This is a genomic window from Mycobacterium angelicum (assembly GCF_002086155.1).
Lineage (GTDB): Bacteria > Actinomycetota > Actinomycetes > Mycobacteriales > Mycobacteriaceae > Mycobacterium > Mycobacterium angelicum.
Map to the genome: position 1 here is coordinate 13468 of NZ_MVHE01000003.1, position 18903 is coordinate 32370.

The following is an 18903-nucleotide window of genomic DNA, read 5'->3' on the forward strand; positions in this document are numbered from 1 at the left end:
GGCCCGTATCGGGGCCGATTCCACGCCCGGGACCGCGCCCCGGTCCCCGCCCGGTGCCGCGCCCCACCGCCCATCCGGTCATAACGCCCCGGACCAGCGATCCGCACCGGTTCGGACGCGTCGACGACGACGGCACGGTGTGGTTGGTCAGTTCGGCCGGCGAGCGTGTGATCGGCTCCTGGCAAGCCGGCGACCGCGAAGCCGCGTTCGCGCATTTCGGCCGCCGATTCGACGACCTCAGCACCGAGATCACCCTGATGGAAGAGCGGCTGGCTTCCGGGACCGGCGACGCCCGCAAGATCAAGGCCAATGCTCTGGCATTGGCCGAAACGCTGCCGACGGCGTGTGTGCTGGGCGATGTCGACTCGCTGGCCGCCCGGTTGACCGGCCTGCGTGACCACGCCGATGCCATCGCGGCCGCGGACCGCTCCAAACGCGAAGAGCATCGAGCCGCCCAGACCGCACGCAAGGAAGCACTGGCCGTCGAGGCCGAGGAGCTGGCCGCCGACTCCACCCAGTGGAAGACCGCCGGTGATCGGCTGCGGGCAATCCTGGATGAGTGGAAGACGATCAGCGGCCTGGATCGCAAGGTCGACGACGCACTGTGGAAGCGCTATTCAGCGGCCCGGGACACCTTCAACCGGCGGCGCGGATCTCACTTCGCCGATTTGGACCGCGAGCGGTCGGGCGTCCGGCAATCCAAGGAACGCCTTTGCAGGCGCGCCGAAGATCTGTCTGATTCGACCGACTGGACCGCCACCAGCGCGGAATTCCGGAAACTGCTGACCGAATGGAAGGCAGCCGGCCGCGCGAGCAGAGATGTCGACGACGCCCTGTGGCGCCGATTCAAGGCCGCGCAGGATGTGTTCTTCACGGCTCGTAACGCCGCCACAGCGGAAAAGGACGCCGAGTTGCGGGCCAATGCCGCCGCCAAAGAGGCGCTGCTGGCAGAGGCCGAAAAGCTCGACACCAGCAATCACGACGCGGCCAGAGCCGCGCTGCGGTCGATTGCTGACAAATGGGACGCGATCGGCAAGGTCCCCAGGGAACGATCAGCGGACTTGGAACGGCGGCTGCGCGCGATCGAGAAGAAAGTCCGCGATGCCGGCGAGTCGGATTGGTCCGACCCACAGGCGCAGGCCCGCGCCGAGCAATTCCGCACGCGCGCCGAGCAGTTCGAACAACAGGCCGCCAAGGCGGCCGCGGCCGGTCGCACCAAGGAAGCCGAGGAGGCCAAGGCTAACGCCGCGCAGTGGCGGCAGTGGGCCGAAGCTGCCGCCGACGCGCTGACTCGTCGGTCTTAGCGGCCGCCGTTGTCGTCGGTGGTCGGCAGGCTGTCCAGCAGCGTCATCGACTGTTGCTGCGCGACGATGCGCCGGCGCTGCTCCTCGGCCGCCAGCTGCACGATGGTGCGCTGCCACACCACCCGGGCCCAGTGAAAGGTCAACACCATCACGGTGATCCACGACAAGATGAGGCCGAAGCCCGGGCCGGGATGACCCACCGCGACCGTTTGGCGCGACCACACTGCCAACAGTCCGGTTGCGCTGGCCAGCGCCGAACCCGCCAGCGCTACCCAGGCCACCGCCCACCGGCGAGTCGTCAGCGCCAGCATCGAGAAGCCGACGCCGAAGACCAGCGCCAGCCACTCGAAGACCCGCGAGGGCAGCGCCACCGCGGCCGCGGCCGCGCCATGGGTGCCGAACAGGACGTCCCACCCGCGCACGCTTCCCGTGTGCGGCAACACAAACGATCCCAGCAGCACAAACACCAAGATCGCGACGACGAGAGCCCTTGCGCCGGGGTCGATCTCACGCGCCACGCGGCGCTCTGCGGCCTCGATTTCGCCGCGCAGGGCGGCGATGTGTTCGGTGTCGTGGTCGTTGCTCATCATGTACATCCTCCGGCGGTGTTGACGGGCTGCCCGACGCCAGGCATGCCCAGACCGACACCTCGCGGTCGCTGCCCGGCGGCGTACGCGTCGCCAGCTCGGGTGCGGCGGTGGGTCAGGATGCCGGCGTCGGCAATGAGATGGTGTGGCGCGGCATCGGTGACCGCCACTGTGATGATATCGCCGGGACGCACATTCTGGTGAGCGGCGAAGTGGACCAGTCGGCCGTCGCGGGCGCGCCCGCTCATGCGTGCGGTGCGAGTGTCTTTGCGTCCTTCGCCGGTGGCGACGAGCAGTTCGACGGTCTGCCCGACGACGGCTGTGTTGGCCTCCAGCGAGATCCGCTCCTGCAACTCGACCAGTCGTTCATAGCGTTCCTGCACAACGGCTTTCGGCAGTTGTCCGTCAAGTGAGGCCGCCGGCGTGCCCGGGCGCTGGGAGTATTGGAAGGTGAACGCGGCCGCGAACCGGGCCTGTGCCACCACGTCGAGGGTCGCCGCGAAGTCCTCCTCGGTCTCACCGGGAAATCCCACGATCAGATCGGTGGTGATGGCGGCGTGGGGCATAGCCGCTCGCACCCGGTCGATGATGCCGAGGTAACGGTCGGCGCGGTAGGACCGTCGCATTGCGCGCAGCACCCGGTCCGATCCGGACTGCAGCGGCATGTGCAGGGCCGGGCAGACGTTGGGCGTCTGCGCCATCGCATGGATGACGTCGTCGGTGAACTCCGCCGGGTGCGGAGAGGTGAATCGGACGCGCTCGAGGCCGTCGATGCGTCCGCAGGCTCGTAGCAGCTCGGCGAAAGCGCCCCGGTTGCGCGGCAATGCGGGGTCGGCGAATGACACGCCGTAGGCGTTGACGTTCTGGCCGAGCAGGGTGACCTCGAGTACCCCTTCGTTCACCAATGACAGCACTTCGGCGAGGATGTCGTCCGGACCGCGGTCGACCTCCTTACCGCGCAGCGACGGCACTATGCAAAAGGTGCAGCTGTTGTTGCAGCCAACCGATATGGAAACCCAAGCGGCATAAGCAGATTCACGCGCACTCGGCAGCGACGACGGAAACTGCTGTAGCGCCTCGGCGATTTCCACCTGGGCAGCCTTGTTGTGCCGGGCCCGGTCGAGCAGCGTAGGCAGCGAGCCGATGTTGTGGGTGCCGAAGACAACATCGACCCATGGCGCCCTGCGCAGCACGGCCTCGCGGTCTTTCTGCGCGAGGCAACCACCGACGGCGATTTGCATGTCGGGATTGCTGCGTTTGCGCGGAGCCAAATGACTGAGGTTGCCGTACAGCTTGTTGTCGGCGTTCTCGCGGACGGCGCAGGTGTTGAAGACCACTACATCTGCGTCGGCCCCGTCAGCGGCTCGCTGATAGCCGGCGGCTTCCAGTAGGCCCGCGAGCCGCTCGGAGTCGTGGACGTTCATCTGGCAGCCGTAGGTGCGGACTTGATAGGTGCGCCCCAAACCCGACGCCGCCGCGGCGGCGGAGTCTTGGGTCACCGTCGAAGTCACGGGCCCATGGTACGGCTGACCTGGGGCAGTCGATTAATCCGCAGCTAGTGGCGATCGCGAGCGCGGCGGAGCCGCGCGCTGCGGGTCGCCACCATTCGCAACCAGTGGCGATCGCGAGCGCGGCGGAGCCGCGCGCTGCGGGTCGCCACCATTCGCAGCTATTCAGACCCGTCGCCGCTCCCGTTCGGCGGCCAGTTCGGCAATGACTACCTCACAAGCCACGTTCTGGCTGTACCCGCGCCGCGCCAGCATCGCCACCAGCCGCCGGCTTACCTTCGTTTCGTCGCCCAGCGCCTCCCGTCGCAGTCTGGCCCGTACCAGTTGCTCAGCCCGCGCCCGCTCAGCCCCGGCGTCGATCCCGCCCAGCACCGCGGTGATCACCTCGTCGTCGACGCCTTTGGTGTGTAATTCAGCGGCCAGCGCGCGTTTACTCTTGCCCGCGTTGGCCCGTCGCGAGGACACCCACTGTTCGGCGAAGTCGGTGTCGTCGACCAAGCCGACGGCCGCGAGCCGATCCAGCACCCGATTCCTGATGTCGTCGGGGTATCCACGTTTTGCGAGCTGAGCGGCTAATTCGGCTCGGGTCCTCGATCTCGCGGTGAGCAGGCGCAGGCATAGCGCCCGCGCCTGCTCGTCGCGGGATGGCTCAGAAGTCGACGGGGGCGGGCAGGACGCCGTCATCGGTTACCACCGCACCAATGCCGAGTTTTTCCTTGATCTTCTTCTCGATCTCGTTGGCCACATCGGCGTTCTCCATCAAGAAGTTGCGTGCGTTCTCCTTGCCCTGGCCGAGTTGCTCGCCCTCGTAGGTGAACCAGGCACCTGACTTACGGATGAAGCCCTGATCCACACCCATATCGATCAGCGAGCCCTCACGGCTGATGCCTTTGCCGTAGAGAATGTCGAACTCGGCCTGCTTGAACGGCGGCGACACCTTGTTCTTGACGATCTTGACCCGGGTGCGGTTGCCGACCGCATTGGTGCCGTCTTTGAGCGTCTCGATCCGCCGCACATCCATACGCACCGATGCGTAGAACTTCAGCGCCTTTCCGCCTGTTGTCGTTTCCGGCGAACCGAACATCACACCGATCTTGTCGCGGAGCTGGTTGATGAAGATCGCCGTGGTGCCCGAATTGTTCAGTGCACCAGTCATTTTCCGCAATGCCTGGCTCATCAGCCGGGCCTGCAGCCCGACATGGCTGTCGCCCATCTCGCCTTCGAGTTCCGCGCGCGGCACCAGTGCGGCCACCGAGTCGATGACCACGATGTCGAGCGCGCCCGAGCGGATCAGCATGTCGGCGATCTCAAGCGCCTGTTCACCGGTGTCCGGCTGACTGACCAGCAGCGAATCGGTGTCGACGCCGAGCTTTTTGGCGTATTCGGGGTCCAGCGCATGCTCGGCGTCGATGAACGCCGCGACACCGCCGGCGGCTTGGGCGTTAGCCACCGCATGCAGGGCCACGGTGGTCTTACCCGAGGATTCCGGGCCGTAGATTTCGATGACCCGACCACGCGGCAGACCACCGATGCCCAGGGCAACATCCAGCGCGATGGATCCGGTCGGGATGACCGAAATGGGTTGCCGCACCTCGTCACCGAGGCGCATCACCGATCCTTTGCCGTAACTCTTCTCGATCTGGGCCATTGCCAGTTCAAGGGCCTTCTCACGGTCCGGGGCTTGCGACATGGTGCCTCTCCTGTAGTCGGTGTTGATGACCGTTGTCGGTCGGTTGCTCGTGACAGTAGGCGCGGGGTCCGACAAGTTTCGTCCGGACGCTCCCCACAGTAGCCGAACATCTGTTCGACTCAAGTTCGACACGCCGCGAAGTGTGGCAATATCAGCTATCCAAGAACACCGCGACATCTCCGCAGAACTCTCCGAAATCGCCTCTTATGGAGGCTTTTTCGCACTAGTCGTTGGCGGGGACGCGGCCGGATGGCATCCCGTCCGCCAGTCTTATCGCAACGGATTTGCCGATCTCATCGACGCCACCGCCGAGCGGTACCGCACGACGGAGCGGCGAATCGGCGCCTCACTGGTGCACCTCGGCCATGCCGCTCGCCTGTGGTCGCCGGTTCTCGCCTGCGTGTTAGGGCATGGCGTCATACCCGATCTGACCGACCTGCAGCGCGCCGACGACGGAGCCCAGCTGCGCCTGCCCGAACCCGTCGGAAAGCTCGTCTCCCCTTCGTCCGAACTTTTGCATCGCGTCGTCATTCACGACCACATGGACGCACTCGCGGCTGGGCTGCACGTCAAACTGGCGCCCGGCCTGCTATCCGGCAATATCGCGTCGGCGCTTGTCGGAACGGCCCGAATGTTGCTTGCGGCGCGACCCGACTTGCGCAAGCAAATCGTCGAAACCACCAGCAGCCTCTTGAGTACCCGCACTCTGGCCGGAACCGGCGTGCTCAGCGGTTCAAATCTGGACTACACGCGTCGCAGCTGCTGCCTCTTCTATCGCATCCCCGGCGCGGCCACCTGCGGCGACTGCCCGCTCTAGTGTGAATCGCCGGCTTCGAATGTGCATTCAGGGATGCGACACGCCACAGCCGGCCGCCCTGCTTACCCACACGATGCGCACAAAACCCTCACCACTGGTCGCGCGGAACGTCGAAGTCGGCGCACAGCGCGTGCCAGACATCGCGAGGTTCGATACCCGCCTCGATCGCCTGGGCGGCGGTGCGGCCGCCGAAGCCGCTCAGCACGTGATCGACCAGTACCGATGAGCCGTACGCGGCGCCGAACCGCAGCACCACCCGCTCGTTGAACTCCGTCAGCCGCACGTCAGCCAACATACCCAGCCGGCTAGCCCGCTAACGCCAGCGCTTCATGACACACCCGAACCGGATCGGCGACCCCGGCGATGCTGGCCGCCGCTCGCTGCGCCGCTTCACGGTACTTCGGCGACGACAGCACCTCACCAACCGCGGACACCAGCGCCTCGGCGGTCAGCGGGCGGATCAACCGGGCACTCCCCTGGCGCACCACCCGATTGGCCATCTCCCATTGATCCCCGCCGCCGGGAACCACCACCAATGGCAACCCCGCGAGCAGCGTCTTGGCCACCATCCCATGTCCGCCACCGCAGATCACCACGTCAGCGTGCCTCAACAGCTCGGCCTGACGGCCCAGCCCGACTACCGCCCAGGGCGGCACCGCCACCTCGGCTCCGCCCAGCCGCGACACCACCAGCCGCGATCCCGGCGGCAGCGTGTCCCCCGGCGTAAGGCACTCAAGCGCGACTTCGGCCAAGCCGGTGGTCCCGGTGTGTGCCGTGGACGGCGCGACTACCACCAGTGGCCCCGGGCCCGGGGGGATGTCCAAGACGCGGTCGGTCGGCTCGAAGTGCAACGGGCCCACCACCACGGCCCCGTCCGGCCAGTCCGGCCGTGGCACCTCCAGCGCGGGCAGCGTAGCGATCAGCCGCCGCAGCGGCCCGGGGTCGCGGGCCGGTAATCCGATCCCGGCCCGCGCGTCCGCACGCTGTCGCAGACCCGCACGCCAGGACCGCGCCGTCAGCCCGCGCATCACGGTGTCGCGCAGCTTGCCGCGAAAACCGGTGCCCGGCGCCAGTCCACTGCCGATCGGCGGCAACCCCTTGGACGGCAGATACAGCGGATGCGGATTGAGTTCAATCCACGGAATTCCGAGCAGCTCGGCAGCCATGCCGCCGCCGGCGGTGATCACATCGGAAACCACCAGATCGGGCGCTAATGCGCGCAAGGCCGGGACATTGAGCACGGCCATCCGTGCGGCGCGGCGGTGGATCCGGGCTCCGGCGTCCAGATCTTGATCGGTGGCCACCAGGCCATCCAGCTCGGCCGCATCCACACCGGCAGCCTGGGCCGCTTCCAGCCATTCCGCTCCGGTGAACAACGTCGGCGCATCGCCTGCTGCACAGAAGCGCTGGCACAGCGCGATCGCGGGAAACGAGTGGCCGGGATCCGGTCCGGCAACCACGGCGACACGCATCCGCCTTACCCTGCCACAGCGCCGTACGTAGGCTGACAGGATGACCGAGCTGACCCAACAAGCGAGCACCGACAACATCCGCACGGTCGAGGGCTTCCTCAATGCCCTGCAGGACGAGGACTTCGACACCATCGATGCGTTATTCGACGACAATCTCGTGTACGAGAACGTCGGATATTCCAGGATCCGGGGTGGCCGGCGAACGGCGGCTCTGCTGCGCAGGATGCAGGGCCGGGTCGGCTTCGAGGTCAAGATTCACCGCGTTGCCGCCGACGGCACCGCCGTGCTCACCGAACGCACCGACGCGCTGATCTTCGGACCGTTGCGAATCCAGTTCTGGGCCTGCGGCATCTTCGAGGTGCGCGACGGACGGATTACGCTGTGGCGCGATTACGTTGATGCTTACGACATGTTCAAGGGATTCCTGCGCGGTCTGGCCGGGCTGGTGATCCCATCACTGAAAGCGACGCTGTAGACCGATGAGCGACGTCCGCACCAAACCCAATGCGCTGGAGTACATCCGCTACTGCTACGGCAAGCGGCTGCCCGATTCGATGCGCGAGTGGGTGCGCCGGGATCTCACGGACAAGGGTGCCGCCGGCCGGATGATGCGGCGGGTCGCGGTGCCGGCTGTGCTGGTGCTCGCGCCGTTCTGGCTGATCCCGACGACGCTGGACGTCCACCTGAGCATGACGCTGCCGATCCTCATCCCGTTCGTCTACTTCTCGCATGCACTCAACAAGATCTGGCGCCAGCACATGCTGCGAGTGCATGGTCTGGACCCCACGCTGGTCGACGAACGCGCCCGGCAACGCGACGCCCATATCCATCAGGCATACATCGATCGCTACGGGCCGCGAACAGCCGACTAGCGGCGCTGCAGTCCGCCGAGTTCGTCGAACGCCTGCGCCCATCCGGTCAGCCGATCGGTGGCGTCGACCAACTCGGCGCGGTAGCGCTGCTGGGACAGCACCGCGCCGCCGTCACCGCTTGCAGACGACACCAATTGCGCTGCGGCAGTGACCATTTCGTTGTACTGCCGGACGCCGGCGCCCAACTGCGCGGTGTAAGCGTTGATCGTCGGCACCAGATACTCGCGCGATGAAGCGGAATGCTGCGCGGCCCGCTCCATCGACACCACCTCGGCCGCGGTGGCTCCCATGGCCGCCGACGTCCGCTTGGCCGCATCCGTCAAGTCCTGGATCTCGTCCCTGGGCAACATCGCGCCGCGCTCTATCACGCCCAGCAACGAGAAAAACCCCCGTTCGGAAGCGCCCAGGGCCGACATCGCGGAGCGGGCTGCCGAACCGGGCGGCGGCAGCCGGCGGGTGCTGGCCGGCCGCTGGGCCGGCAACGGCTCTGCTTTCAGGCCGTAGTAGCGGAAGAACAGCAGCGTCGCGGGAATCACCTGAACGACCGCGATGGCTCCGGTGACCTGCAGCAGCAATGCAAACCAGCCCCAGGCGGCCAGCCCAGCCGTAACCAGGGCCCAAAATAGGCTGCCCGCGGTAAAGACCCAGGCCCACCGCAGCGCGCGGCGGCGCCGGCGCAGCAGCCGCGCCCGTGGATCGGACGCGGCCGTGATCTTCTGGGCCACCAGGTCGGACAGGTCGGCGACGGTATCAAGTCCACGCTGCAGCACGGCCCGCACTGGGCCGGGCTGACCTGACTTCGCCACCATCTGCGAACCGTCCCCTGTTACTGACCGAACGGCTTCTCGGCAACTCCACCGGTCTCGGTCGCCGGGGTGGCCGGCGTGGCCCCGGGAGTGGCGGCACCGCCGGCGGGCAGCGCCTCACCGCGCATCGACGCCCGGATCTGCTCCAGCCGCGAATGCCCGGCCATCTGCACGCCGGCCTGTTGCACTTCGAGCATGCGGCCCTGCACCGAGCTCTGCGCCAGCTCTGCCTGCCCCAGCGCGTTGGCGTAGCGGCGCTCGATCTTGTCGCGCACTTCGTCGAGGGTGGGCGTATTGCCCGGCGCGGCAAGCTCACTCATCGACCGCAGTGAAGCGCTGACCTGTTCCTGCATCTTGGCCTGCTCGAGCTGGCTGAGCAGTTTGGTGCGCTCGGCGATCTTCTGCTGCAGCACCATGGCGTTCTGCTCGACGGCCTTCTTGGCCTGCGCCGCCGCTTGCAGTGCCTGGTCGTGCAGGGTCTTGAGGTCTTCGACGCTTTGTTCGGCGGTCACCAGCTGGGCGGCGAACGCCTCGGCGGCGTTGTTGTACTCGGTCGCCTTGGCCGCGTCTCCGGCGGCGGTGGCCTGGTCTACCAACGTCAGGGCCTGACGCACGTTGACCTGAAGCTTTTCGATGTCGGCCAGTTGCCGGTTGAGGCGCATCTCCAGCTGGCGCTGGTTGCCGATCACCTGCGCAGCCTGTTGGGTCAGCGCCTGATGGGTCCGTTGTGCTTCCTCAATGGCCTGCTGAATCTGGACTTTGGGGTCGGCGCGCTCGTCGATCTTCGAGTTGAACAGCGCCATGAGGTACTTCCACGCTTTGACGAACGGATTGGCCATCAGTTAGCTCCGCCTTCGCTTCTTGTGTGCCGGATGGGCGCATACCCTCTGCCGCTCAATTTAACGGTTCGGCGCGCGTCGCCCCACTCATGGTGCGTATCTCGTCGACCCAGGCCAGTCACCGGACAGTCAGGCTACCGCCAGAGACGCCACCGGCGGGATGACCACCTTGGTGGCGGCATCGATGTTGGTGCCGCTGTCGGCTCGCTCCGCACGCCCCAGCCGTTCGGCGGCATCGGTGAGCACCTGCGACAACGGCACCCGCAGGGCGTCGCATATCGCGTTCAGCAGCTCGCTCGAAGGCTCCTTGCGGCCCCGCTCCACCTCCGACAGGTACCCGAGGCTCACCCGCGCTGAATCCGACACCTCGCGCAGCGTCCGGCCCTGTGACGTTCTGGCTCCGCGCAGAACATCACCGATTACCTCGCGCACCAATGCCGCCATCGTCGTCTCCTTCGTCCGGTCACGCCTGTTCGGCAGCCAACGTCAGGTCAACGCCGACGGCAGTGGCGTTGGTTCCCGGCCGATCTAAGATTCGCGGTTGGCGCGACTGACTTCCCTGACCGTCGAGGCGACATAGTCGACACCGGTCACCACCGTCAGCACGACGGCGAGGGCCATGATCACCTCGGCACCGATATGCAGCGGCCCGGGAAGCGGCAGCACGAACAAGCCGATCGCCACCGCCTGGACCACGGTCTTGAGTTTGCCGCCCCAACTGGCCGGAATGACGCCGCGGCGAATGACGGCCAGCCGTAGCACCGTCACACCGAGTTCGCGGCTCAGGATCACAATCGTGACCCACCAAGGCAAGTCGCCCAGCATCGACAACCCGATCAGTGCCGCCCCAATCAGCGTCTTATCCGCAACGGGATCTATAAAGGCGCCGAATTCAGTGGCCATTCCATAGTTGCGCGCCAGTAGGCCGTCGAATCGATCGGTAATGCAGGCGGCGGCGAATATCGCCCACGCCACCACGCGGGCCGAGGAGTGGTGACCGCCGTCATAGAACAGGGCCAGCAGGAAAATGGGGACCATCACCAAGCGCAGCAGGGTGAGGATATTGGCCAGATTGGCAATACGCGCGGGGCCGATCACCGGAGGTGTTTCTGGCTGCGCCGACACGGCAACAGAATAACGGGTTGACCAGCTTATGTAAGCCCCGATGTCGATACTGTTGCGACGTGAGCGAAAGTCCACGGGATTTACGGCCGGCGGTCCGGCGGGCGCGGACATCCGATGTGCCCGCAATCAAACAACTCGTCGACACCTATGCGGGAAAGATCCTGCTCGAAAAGAATCTCGTGACCCTCTATGAAGCCGTCCAGGAATTCTGGGTCGCCGAACTCGAGGGCAAAGTCGTCGGGTGCGGAGCGTTGCACGTGCTGTGGTCCGATCTCGGCGAAATCCGCACGGTCGCAGTCGATCCCGCGGTGACTGGCCACGGCATCGGCCACGCGATCGTCAACACGCTTCTCGAAGTCGCCCGTGAGCTGGAACTGCAGCGGCTTTTCGTGCTGACCTTCGAGACCGAGTTCTTCGGCCGGCACGGGTTCACCGAGATCGAGGGCACCCCCGTCACCGCCGAGGTTTTCGAAGAGATGTGCCGCTCATATGACATCGGCGTCGCCGAATTCCTCGACCTGAGCTACGTCAAGCCGAACATCCTGGGCAACTCGCGGATGCTGCTGGTGCTCTAGGCGGTTAGTCGTCCTCGTCGGATCCGTCCGCGTTGGCGCCACCGCGGATCAGCGCCAGCGTCCCGGCCAGCTCGTCGGGTTTGATGAGGACCTCACGCGCCTTGGACCCTTCGCTCGGCCCGACGATGCCGCGGGTTTCCATCAGGTCCATCAGCCGGCCCGCCTTGGCGAAGCCGACCCGCAGCTTGCGCTGCAGCATCGACGTCGAGCCGAACTGGCTGGACACCACCAGCTCCACGGCTTGCAGGAAGACGTCCATGTCATCGCCGATGTCGGGGTCGACGTCAGTGCGCTCGCCGTTGGGTTTGGCGGCGGTGACGCCCTCGGTGTATTCGGGTTCGGCCTGGTCCTTGCAGGCGGTGACGACGGCCTGGATCTCCTCGTCGGTGATGTATGCGCCCTGCAGCCGGATCGGCTTGCTCGCGCCCATCGGCAGGAACAGGCCGTCGCCCATACCGATCAGCTTCTCGGCACCGGCCTGGTCCAGGATGACGCGGCTGTCGGTCAGCGACGACGTCGCGAACGCCAGCCGCGAGGGCACGTTGGTCTTGATCAGGCCGGTCACCACGTCGACCGAGGGCCGCTGGGTGGCCAGGACCAGGTGGATACCGGCCGCCCGGGCCTTCTGGGTGATCCGCACGATCGCGTCCTCGACGTCACGTGGGGCGGTCATCATCAGGTCGGCGAGCTCGTCGACGATCGCAACCACGTAGGGATAGGGCCGGTACACGCGCTGGCTGCCCAGCGGCGCGGTGATTTCGCCCGAGCGCACCTTGGCGTTGAAGTCGTCGATGTGGCGCACCCGGGACGCCTGCATGTCCTGGTAGCGCTGCTCCATCTCGTCGACCAGCCAGGCCAGCGCCGCGGCCGCCTTCTTCGGCTGGGTGATGATCGGCGTGATCAGATGCGGAATGCCTTCATACGGCGTCAGTTCCACCATCTTCGGGTCGATCAGGATCATCCTGACCTCTTCCGGGGTGGCCCGGGTCAGCAGCGAGATCAGCATGGAGTTGACGAAGCTCGACTTGCCCGATCCGGTAGAGCCGGCGACCAGCAGGTGCGGCATCTTGGCCAGGTTGGCCGAGATGAAGTCACCCTCGATGTCCTTGCCCAGGCCGATCACCAGGGGGTGATGGTCGCGCCGGGTGGACGGCGCGGTCAGCACGTCGGCCAGCCGCACCATCTCCCGGTCGGTGTTGGGCACCTCGATGCCCACGGCCGATTTGCCGGGAATGGGCGCCAGCATCCGCACGCTTTCGGTGGCCACGGCGTAGGCGATGTTCTTTTGCAGCGCGGTGATCTTCTCCACCTTGACGCCGGGGCCCAGCTCGACCTCGTAGCGGGTCACGGTGGGCCCGCGGGTGCAGCCGGTGACGGCCGCGTCGACCTTGAACTGGGTCAGCACTTCGCCGATGGCACCGGCCATGTGAGTGTTCGCGGCGCTGCGCTTCTTCGGCGGCTCGCCGGCGACCAGTAGGTCCATCGACGGCAGCGTGTAAGGCCCCTCGACGACCCGGTCCAGCGGCTGGGTGTCCTGCTTCTTGGCCGCGCGTTTGCGGGTGCGCGGCTCCGGAATGGTCGGCGCGTCATCTACCAGCGCGGCGGCCTCTTGCGCCGACGGCCAGGCCTGTGGCCCGTCGCCGGGATCGGGTGGAGCCTCGTCGTAGTAGCCGTCGGAGAAGTCTTCGCGCGCGACCTCCACGGTGTCGGCGTCATCACCCTCGAACTCGTCGGCGTGGTCCTCGTAGTCCTCGTAATCGTCGTCGTAGTCACGCTGGAAGAGTCGGGTGCCGAACATGCCGCGCAGCGCGTCGGGCACCTCGCGAATGGTGATCCCCGTCAGCAAGAGCAACCCGAACAGGGCGCCGATGAACAACAGCGGTGCCGCAATCCAGGCGGTCAACCCGTCGGCGAGCGGTCCGCCGATGGCGTAGCCCACAAAGCCTGCGGCATCCCGCCGCGCCCCGGGCAATTCGGGTGAACCTGCCCACAGGTGGCGCAGGCCGAGAACAGATAGTGCGATCAGGCTGGCGCCCAGGATCAGCCGCGGCCGAGCCTCGGGATTGGGTTCGGTCCGCATCAGCGCGACCGCCACGCCAGCAGCGATTAGCGGCAGCAAGACGACAACCGAGCCGATGAAGGTTCGAAGCACCATGTCGACCCAGGCGCCGACCGGGCGGGCGGCATCGAACCACGAACTCGCGGCGACGACGACGGCAATGCCCAGCAGAACCAGTGCGATTCCGTCACGGCGGTGCCCGGGCTCGATGTCGCGGGCTCGACCGATCGAGCGCGCCGCGCCGCCGGTGCCCTTGGCGGCCATCATCCAGGTGGCCCGCATAGCGCGGCCGCAGGTTAGCCCGGCCGCGACCAGCAGGGACTGATTACGCCGCTTGGCCGGCCGGCTGGGACGCCTGACGGGCTGGGCCGTGCGCTTCCTGGGTGTGCTCGATCGCCCACTTCGGGATGTCCCCCGCGAAGTGGCCTTTGACCTGCTCGTTCGAGTTCCGGAGCGCGCGACGGTCTTACTAGCCATGCCCGCAAGCCTAGTCGCAAATACAACATCTGCACCATCCGCCACACTGGTAACGATGGTGTGCCCGCCTCGTTATCCGAATGCCTGAGTAGGGTGACAAGCGGTTAGCAAAAGTCACCGCGGAATTCCCAGGAGGCCCTCGCATGCCTGTCGTCGTCGTCGCCACCCTGACCGTCAAACCGGAATCGGTCGAGACCGTCCGCGACATCCTGACCACCGCGGTCCAAGAGGTGCACGGCGAACCCGGCTGTCAGCTGTACTCGCTGCACCAAGCCGGCGAGACCTTCGTCTTCGTCGAGCAGTGGGCCGACGAGGAAGCGCTGAAGACTCACAGCACCGCCCCTGCCGTCGCCAAGATGTTCACCGCGGCCGGTGAGCACCTGGCCGGCCAACCGGACATCAAGATGCTGCAACCGATTCCGGCCGGAGAATCCAGCAAAGGGCAGCTTCGCCCCTGATGGACCGGCCGCTGGAAGGCAAGACCGCCTTCATCACCGGCGCCGCGCGGGGCCAGGGTCGCGCCTACGCGGTGCGGTTGGCCGCCGACGGCGCCAACATCATCGCGGTCGACTTGTGCGGTCAGATCGCCAGCGTGCCGTATCCGCTGGGCACCGCTGCCGACCTCGCCGAGACGGTGAAGCTGGTCGAGGAAGCCGGCGCGCGAATCGTGACCCGGCAGGGCGACGTCCGCGATCGCGCCTCGTTGTCAGCCGCCGTACAGGCCGGCGTCGACGAGTTCGGCCGTCTCGACATTGTCGTGGCCAACGCCGGTATCGCACCCATGCAATCGGCCGACGCCTGGCATGACGTCATCGACGTCAACCTGACCGGCGTCTACCACACCATTGAAATAGCGAAACCGACAATGATCGAGCAGGGCAGCGGCGGGGCGATCGTGTTGATCAGTTCGGCCGCGGGACTGGCCGGCATCGGCAGCTCCGATGCCGGCTCGATCGGCTACACCGCCGCCAAGCACGGCCTCGTGGGGTTGATGCGGCTATACGCCAATCTGCTTGCGCCGCACAATATCCGGGTCAACTCGGTACATCCGTCGGGCGTCGATACGCCGATGATCAACAACGAGTTCACCAGGCAGTGGCTCACCGAGATGACCGCGCGGGGCGAGGCCCACGGCGCGGGGAACGCACTGCCGGTGCAGATTATGCAGGCCGATGACATCGCTGACGCCGTGGCGTGGCTGGTGTCCGATCAAGCGCGCTACATCACCGGCGTTACCCTGCCCGTTGATGCCGGCTGCGTGAACAGGCGATAACCATGGCACGAAATCCCGCGGCGCAGACCGCTTTTGGCCCGATGGTGTTGGCTGCCGTCGAACAGAACGAGCCGCCGGACCGGCGGTTACTGGACGACGACATGGCCGACTTGTTCCTGCCGGCGCCGTTGCGGCTGCTGGTCGCTACCACGCGCGCGGCCCCGGTGCGCCGCCTGCTCATCGCAGCCTCGGAATGGACCGGGCGCGGGCTGTGGGCAAATCTGGTCTGCCGCAAGCGGTTTATCGACGACAAGCTGGCCGAGGCGCTCGAGGACATCGACGCGGTTGTCGTTCTGGGCGCCGGACTGGACACCCGCGCCTATCGGCTGACCCGGCAGGTCCGCGTCCCGGTCTTCGAGGTAGACCTGCCGGTCAACATCGCCCGCAAGGCCAAAACAGTCCGACGGGTGCTGGGCGAATTGCCGCTGTCGGTCCGGTTGGTGGCGGTGGATTTCGAGCGCGATGACCTGCTGACGGCGCTGGCCGAGCACGGCTATCAAACCGATTACCGAGTCTTTTTCATCTGCGAGGGCGTCACTCAGTACCTCACCGAGCGCGGTGTCCGCCGGATCCTGGAGGGGCTGCGCGCCGTTGCGCCGGGCAGTCGCATGGTGTTCACCTACGTCCGCAAGGACTTCATCGACGGCAAGAATCGGTACGGTACCCGCACGCTCTACCGCTCGGTCCGGCAGCGACGGCAACTGTGGCACTTCGGGTTAGCACCCGAACGCGTGGCGGAGTTCGTCGCAGACTACGGCTGGCAGCTAGTGGAACAGGCCGGCCCCGACGAGCTGGTGCACCGCTATGTCGGACCCGCCGGACGCAAACTCAAGGCGTCACAGATCGAGTGGTCGGCGTATTTACAAAAAAGTTAGACCTCGATGACCGTCGGCACGATCATCGGTTGACGGCGGTAGGTCTCCCCCACCCATTTGCCGACGGTGCGCCGCACGCCCTGCGCGATCCGGATCGGATCGACGACGTTGTCGGCCACCAACTGTTCCAGCTCGGCCTCGACCTTGCGCACGGCTGGCTCCAGGGCTTTGGGGTCCTCGGAGAACCCACGCGAATGCAGGAGCGGCGCGACCACCGCTTTGCCGGTGCCGCGCTTGACCACCACCGTGACCGCGACAAACCCGGAAGCCAGGATGAGCCGCTCGCCCAGGGTGATATCGCCGACGTCGCCGGTGATCAGTCCGTCGACGAACATCTTGCCCACCGGCACCGCACCAGCGATCGACGCTTTACCGGCGACCAGATCTACGCTGACGCCGTTCTCGGCCAACATGATTGACTCCACCGGCACCCCGGCGCTGGCGGCCAGCTTGGCGTTCGCCCGCAGGTGCCGCCAGGTCCCGTGCACCGGCATGACGTGACGCGGCCGCACGCCGTTGTACAGGAACAACAGTTCTCCGGCGTACGCGTGGCCGGAAACATGCACCCGCGCTTGGGCATTGGTGACTACTCTGGCCCCGATCTTGGCCAGCGAGTCGATGACGCCGTAGACGGCTTCCTCGTTGCCCGGGATCAGTGACGACGACAAGATGATCAGATCGCCCGCGGTCAGAGTGATGCTGCGATGTTCGCCGCGCGACATCCGCGACAACGCCGACATCGGCTCGCCCTGGGTGCCGGTCGTGATCAGCACCACCTTCTCGGGCGCCATCATCTCGGCCGCGGCGATGTCGATCAGATCGGAATCGGCTACCCGTAGGAAGCCCAGCTCCCGCGCGATGCCCATGTTGCGCACCATGGATCGTCCGACGAACGACACCCGCCGGCCCAATGCCACTGCGGCGTCGATGATCTGCTGCACCCGGTCCACGTTGGAGGCGAAGCACGCCACGATGACCCGCCCGTCGGCACCGCGGATCAGCCGGTGCAGGGTCGGGCCCACTTCACTTTCCGACGGCCCGACCCCGGGATGTTCGGCGTTGGTCGAGTCGCACAGGAAAAGGTCCACGCCGGCGTCACCGAGCCGGGACATGCCGGGCAAGTCGGTGGGGCGGCCGTCCAGCGGTAATTGGTCGAGCTTTATGTCCCCGGTGTGCAGGACGGTGCCCGCACCGGTGTAGATGGCGATGGCCAGCGCGTCCGGGATGGAGTGGTTGACGGCGAAGTATTCACACTCGAATACGCCGTGTCGGCTGCTCTGGCCCTCTTTGACTTCGACGAACACCGGCTTGATGCGGTGCTCGCGGCATTTGGCGGCGACCAGCGCCAGGGTGAACTTGGAACCGACCACCGGAATGTCAGGCCGCAATTTGAGCAGGAACGGGATCGCGCCGATGTGGTCCTCGTGCGCGTGGGTCAACACCAGCGCCTCGATGTCGTCGAGCCGATCTTCGATGTGGCGGATATCCGGCAGGATCAAGTCGACGCTCGGCTCGTCGTGGGTGGGGAACATCACCCCGCAGTCGATGAGCAGCAGCCGGCCCAGGTGCTCGAAAACCGTCATGTTGCGGCCGATTTCGCTGATGCCGCCCAACGCGGTTACCCGCAACCCGCCCGGGGCCAAAGGACCTGGTGGGGCGAGTTCTTCGTTCACCTCTGGCTCACCCTCTGGGTCACCTGAGCACCGAGGCCGCGCGCATATCCTCGGCCAGCGCCTCGACCTGCTCTGGTGTGGCCGGAACCTGCGGCAGCCGGGGAACCCCGACATCGATGCCCTGTAACCGCAGACCCGTCTTCGACAACGTCACCCCACCCAGGCGGCCCATCGCATCGCACAGCGGGGCCAAAGCGACGTTGATCTTGCGAGCGGTAGCGATATCTCCAGAGTGGAAGGCGGACAACAACTCTCGGAGCTGCCCTGCCGCCACGTGAGAGATCACGCTGATGAAGCCGGTGGCGCCCATCGCCAGCCACGGCAGGTTGAGCGCGTCGTCACCGGAGTAGTAGGCCAGCCCGGTTTCGGCGATGATCTGGCCGCCGCTGTGCAGGTCGGCCTTTGCGTCCTTGACGCCGACGACATTGGGATGTGACGCCAGCGCGCGGATGGTCTCGGGCTCGATCGGCACCCCGGACCGGCCGGGGATGTCGTAGAGCAACACCGGCAGCTCGGTCGCATCGGCGACCGCGGTGAAATGTGCCAGCAGGCCAGCCTGCGGCGGCTTCGAGTAATACGGCGTTACCACCAGTAGTCCGTGGGCGCCTTCGGCCGCAGCCGCCTTGGCCAGCCGGACGCTGTGCGCGGTGTCGTAGGTGCCCGCTCCAGCGATGACGCGTGCCCGGTCGCCTACGGCTTCCAGGACGACACGCAGCAGCTCGACTTTCTCGTCATCGGTGGTGGTAGGCGACTCGCCCGTGGTTCCCGAAACCACGATTCCGTCGCAGCCTTGGTTGACCAGGTGATTGGCCAGGCCGGCCGCAGCGACGGTATCGACGGAGCCGTCGGCGCCGAAGGGCGTCGCCATCGCGGTTAGCAGGGTTCCCAGGCGTGCTGGGGCGTCGAATCCGACGGTGGTCACGAGTCCCAAGGTTACCTGGCGCTTTGTCC

At 66.4% G+C, this 18903-nt stretch carries 21 protein-coding genes; 8 read left to right on the top strand and 13 right to left on the bottom strand.

Translation table 11 applies throughout. The annotated features are described in order from the left end of the window. Positions 1-17 precede the first annotated feature (17 nt). Positions 18-1304 carry a DUF349 domain-containing protein gene (locus BST12_RS02750; RefSeq protein ID WP_083111685.1) on the top strand — a complete coding sequence of 429 codons (1287 nt, stop codon included), beginning with the start codon at positions 18-20 and terminating at the stop codon, positions 1302-1304. On the opposite strand, the gene BST12_RS02755 is transcribed toward BST12_RS02750, so the two are convergent. The 4 genes from BST12_RS02755 to recA form a co-directional block, all read right to left on the bottom strand. Further along, the gene (locus BST12_RS02755; RefSeq protein ID WP_139801462.1) at positions 1301-1894 is read right to left on the bottom strand and encodes an Rv2732c family membrane protein; all 594 of its coding nucleotides are present in this window, start codon (positions 1892-1894) and stop codon (positions 1301-1303) included. The genes BST12_RS02750 and BST12_RS02755 overlap by 4 nt on opposite strands. Beyond that, the gene (miaB, locus tag BST12_RS02760; RefSeq protein ID WP_083111488.1) at positions 1891-3402 is read right to left on the bottom strand and encodes a tRNA (N6-isopentenyl adenosine(37)-C2)-methylthiotransferase MiaB; all 1512 of its coding nucleotides are present in this window, start codon (positions 3400-3402) and stop codon (positions 1891-1893) included. The genes BST12_RS02755 and miaB overlap by 4 nt, the downstream gene beginning before the upstream one ends. Positions 3403-3564: 162 nt before the next feature. Then, positions 3565-4083: a recombination regulator RecX gene (gene recX, locus BST12_RS02765; RefSeq protein WP_083111489.1), complete on the bottom strand. Its 519-nt coding sequence runs from the start codon at positions 4081-4083 to the stop codon at positions 3565-3567. Further along, on the bottom strand, positions 4049-5089 hold the full coding sequence (recA, locus tag BST12_RS02770; RefSeq protein ID WP_083111490.1) for a recombinase RecA: 1041 nt from the start codon (positions 5087-5089) through the stop codon (positions 4049-4051). Before recA ends, recX begins: the two co-directional genes overlap by 35 nt. A gap of 142 nt (positions 5090-5231) precedes the next feature. Between recA and BST12_RS02775 the strand changes: the two genes are divergently transcribed. Continuing rightward, positions 5232-5906, top strand: a complete 675-nt coding sequence (locus BST12_RS02775) for a (2Fe-2S)-binding protein (RefSeq protein WP_245850031.1) — start codon at positions 5232-5234, stop codon at positions 5904-5906. Positions 5907-5994: 88 nt separating this feature from the next. Here BST12_RS02775 and BST12_RS02780 read toward each other — a convergent pair whose 3' ends face one another. Both BST12_RS02780 and BST12_RS02785 read right to left on the bottom strand, forming a co-directional pair. Further along, positions 5995-6189, bottom strand: coding sequence for a DUF3046 domain-containing protein (locus tag BST12_RS02780; protein WP_083111686.1), 195 nt, complete (start codon positions 6187-6189; stop codon positions 5995-5997). A 22-nt stretch (positions 6190-6211) separates the two neighbouring features. Further along, complete coding sequence (locus BST12_RS02785) at positions 6212-7378, bottom strand: glycosyltransferase (protein ID WP_083111492.1); 1167 nt, start codon at positions 7376-7378, stop codon at positions 6212-6214. 40 nt (positions 7379-7418) lie between these two features. Here BST12_RS02785 and BST12_RS02790 point away from each other — a divergent pair, with 40 nt between their 5' ends. Together BST12_RS02790 and BST12_RS02795 are read left to right on the top strand one after the other, a co-directional pair. After that, positions 7419-7853 carry a limonene-1,2-epoxide hydrolase family protein gene (locus BST12_RS02790; protein ID WP_083111493.1) on the top strand — a complete coding sequence of 145 codons (435 nt, stop codon included), beginning with the start codon at positions 7419-7421 and terminating at the stop codon, positions 7851-7853. 4 nt (positions 7854-7857) lie between these two features. Beyond that, positions 7858-8250, top strand: coding sequence for a DUF5313 domain-containing protein (locus tag BST12_RS02795; protein WP_083111494.1), 393 nt, complete (start codon positions 7858-7860; stop codon positions 8248-8250). On the opposite strand, the gene pspM is transcribed toward BST12_RS02795, so the two are convergent. From pspM to pgsA, 4 genes are all read right to left on the bottom strand, one after another. After that, positions 8247-9059, bottom strand: a complete 813-nt coding sequence (gene pspM, locus BST12_RS02800) for a phage shock envelope stress response protein PspM (protein WP_083111495.1) — start codon at positions 9057-9059, stop codon at positions 8247-8249. The genes BST12_RS02795 and pspM overlap by 4 nt on opposite strands. 17 nt (positions 9060-9076) lie before the next feature. Further along, positions 9077-9895, bottom strand: coding sequence for a phage shock protein PspA (gene pspA, locus BST12_RS02805; protein WP_083111496.1), 819 nt, complete (start codon positions 9893-9895; stop codon positions 9077-9079). 129 nt (positions 9896-10024) lie between these two features. Further along, entirely contained in the window at positions 10025-10339 is a 315-nt protein-coding gene (gene clgR / locus BST12_RS02810; RefSeq protein ID WP_083111497.1) for a transcriptional regulator ClgR, read from the bottom strand. 84 nt (positions 10340-10423) lie between these two features. Continuing rightward, positions 10424-11020 (bottom strand): CDP-diacylglycerol--glycerol-3-phosphate 3-phosphatidyltransferase, encoded by a 597-nt coding sequence (gene pgsA, locus BST12_RS02815; protein WP_211281195.1) that lies wholly within the window; start codon positions 11018-11020, stop codon positions 10424-10426. 59 nt (positions 11021-11079) lie between these two features. Here pgsA and BST12_RS02820 point away from each other — a divergent pair, with 59 nt between their 5' ends. After that, the gene (locus tag BST12_RS02820) at positions 11080-11595 is read left to right on the top strand and encodes an amino-acid N-acetyltransferase (protein WP_083111687.1); all 516 of its coding nucleotides are present in this window, start codon (positions 11080-11082) and stop codon (positions 11593-11595) included. Positions 11596-11599: 4 nt separating this feature from the next. Here BST12_RS02820 and BST12_RS02825 read toward each other — a convergent pair whose 3' ends face one another. Beyond that, entirely contained in the window at positions 11600-14131 is a 2532-nt protein-coding gene (locus BST12_RS02825) for an FtsK/SpoIIIE family DNA translocase (RefSeq protein ID WP_083111499.1), read from the bottom strand. Between the two features lie 143 nt (positions 14132-14274). Between BST12_RS02825 and BST12_RS02830 the strand changes: the two genes are divergently transcribed. The 3 genes from BST12_RS02830 to BST12_RS02840 are packed head-to-tail and all read left to right on the top strand — an operon-like array spanning position 14275 to position 16279. Beyond that, entirely contained in the window at positions 14275-14589 is a 315-nt protein-coding gene (locus BST12_RS02830) for a putative quinol monooxygenase (protein WP_083111500.1), read from the top strand. Further along, complete coding sequence (locus BST12_RS02835) at positions 14586-15404, top strand: mycofactocin-coupled SDR family oxidoreductase (protein ID WP_083111501.1); 819 nt, start codon at positions 14586-14588, stop codon at positions 15402-15404. Before BST12_RS02830 ends, BST12_RS02835 begins: the two co-directional genes overlap by 4 nt. Before the next feature lie 2 nt (positions 15405-15406). Beyond that, entirely contained in the window at positions 15407-16279 is an 873-nt protein-coding gene (locus BST12_RS02840; protein ID WP_083111502.1) for an SAM-dependent methyltransferase, read from the top strand. On the opposite strand, the gene BST12_RS02845 is transcribed toward BST12_RS02840, so the two are convergent. Beyond that, entirely contained in the window at positions 16276-17952 is a 1677-nt protein-coding gene (locus BST12_RS02845) for a ribonuclease J (protein ID WP_083111503.1), read from the bottom strand. The two genes, BST12_RS02840 and BST12_RS02845, sit on opposite strands and share 4 nt — an antisense overlap. 19 nt (positions 17953-17971) lie before the next feature. Next, positions 17972-18874 (bottom strand): 4-hydroxy-tetrahydrodipicolinate synthase, encoded by a 903-nt coding sequence (dapA, locus tag BST12_RS02850; protein ID WP_083111504.1) that lies wholly within the window; start codon positions 18872-18874, stop codon positions 17972-17974. Positions 18875-18903: the final 29 nt, after the last annotated feature.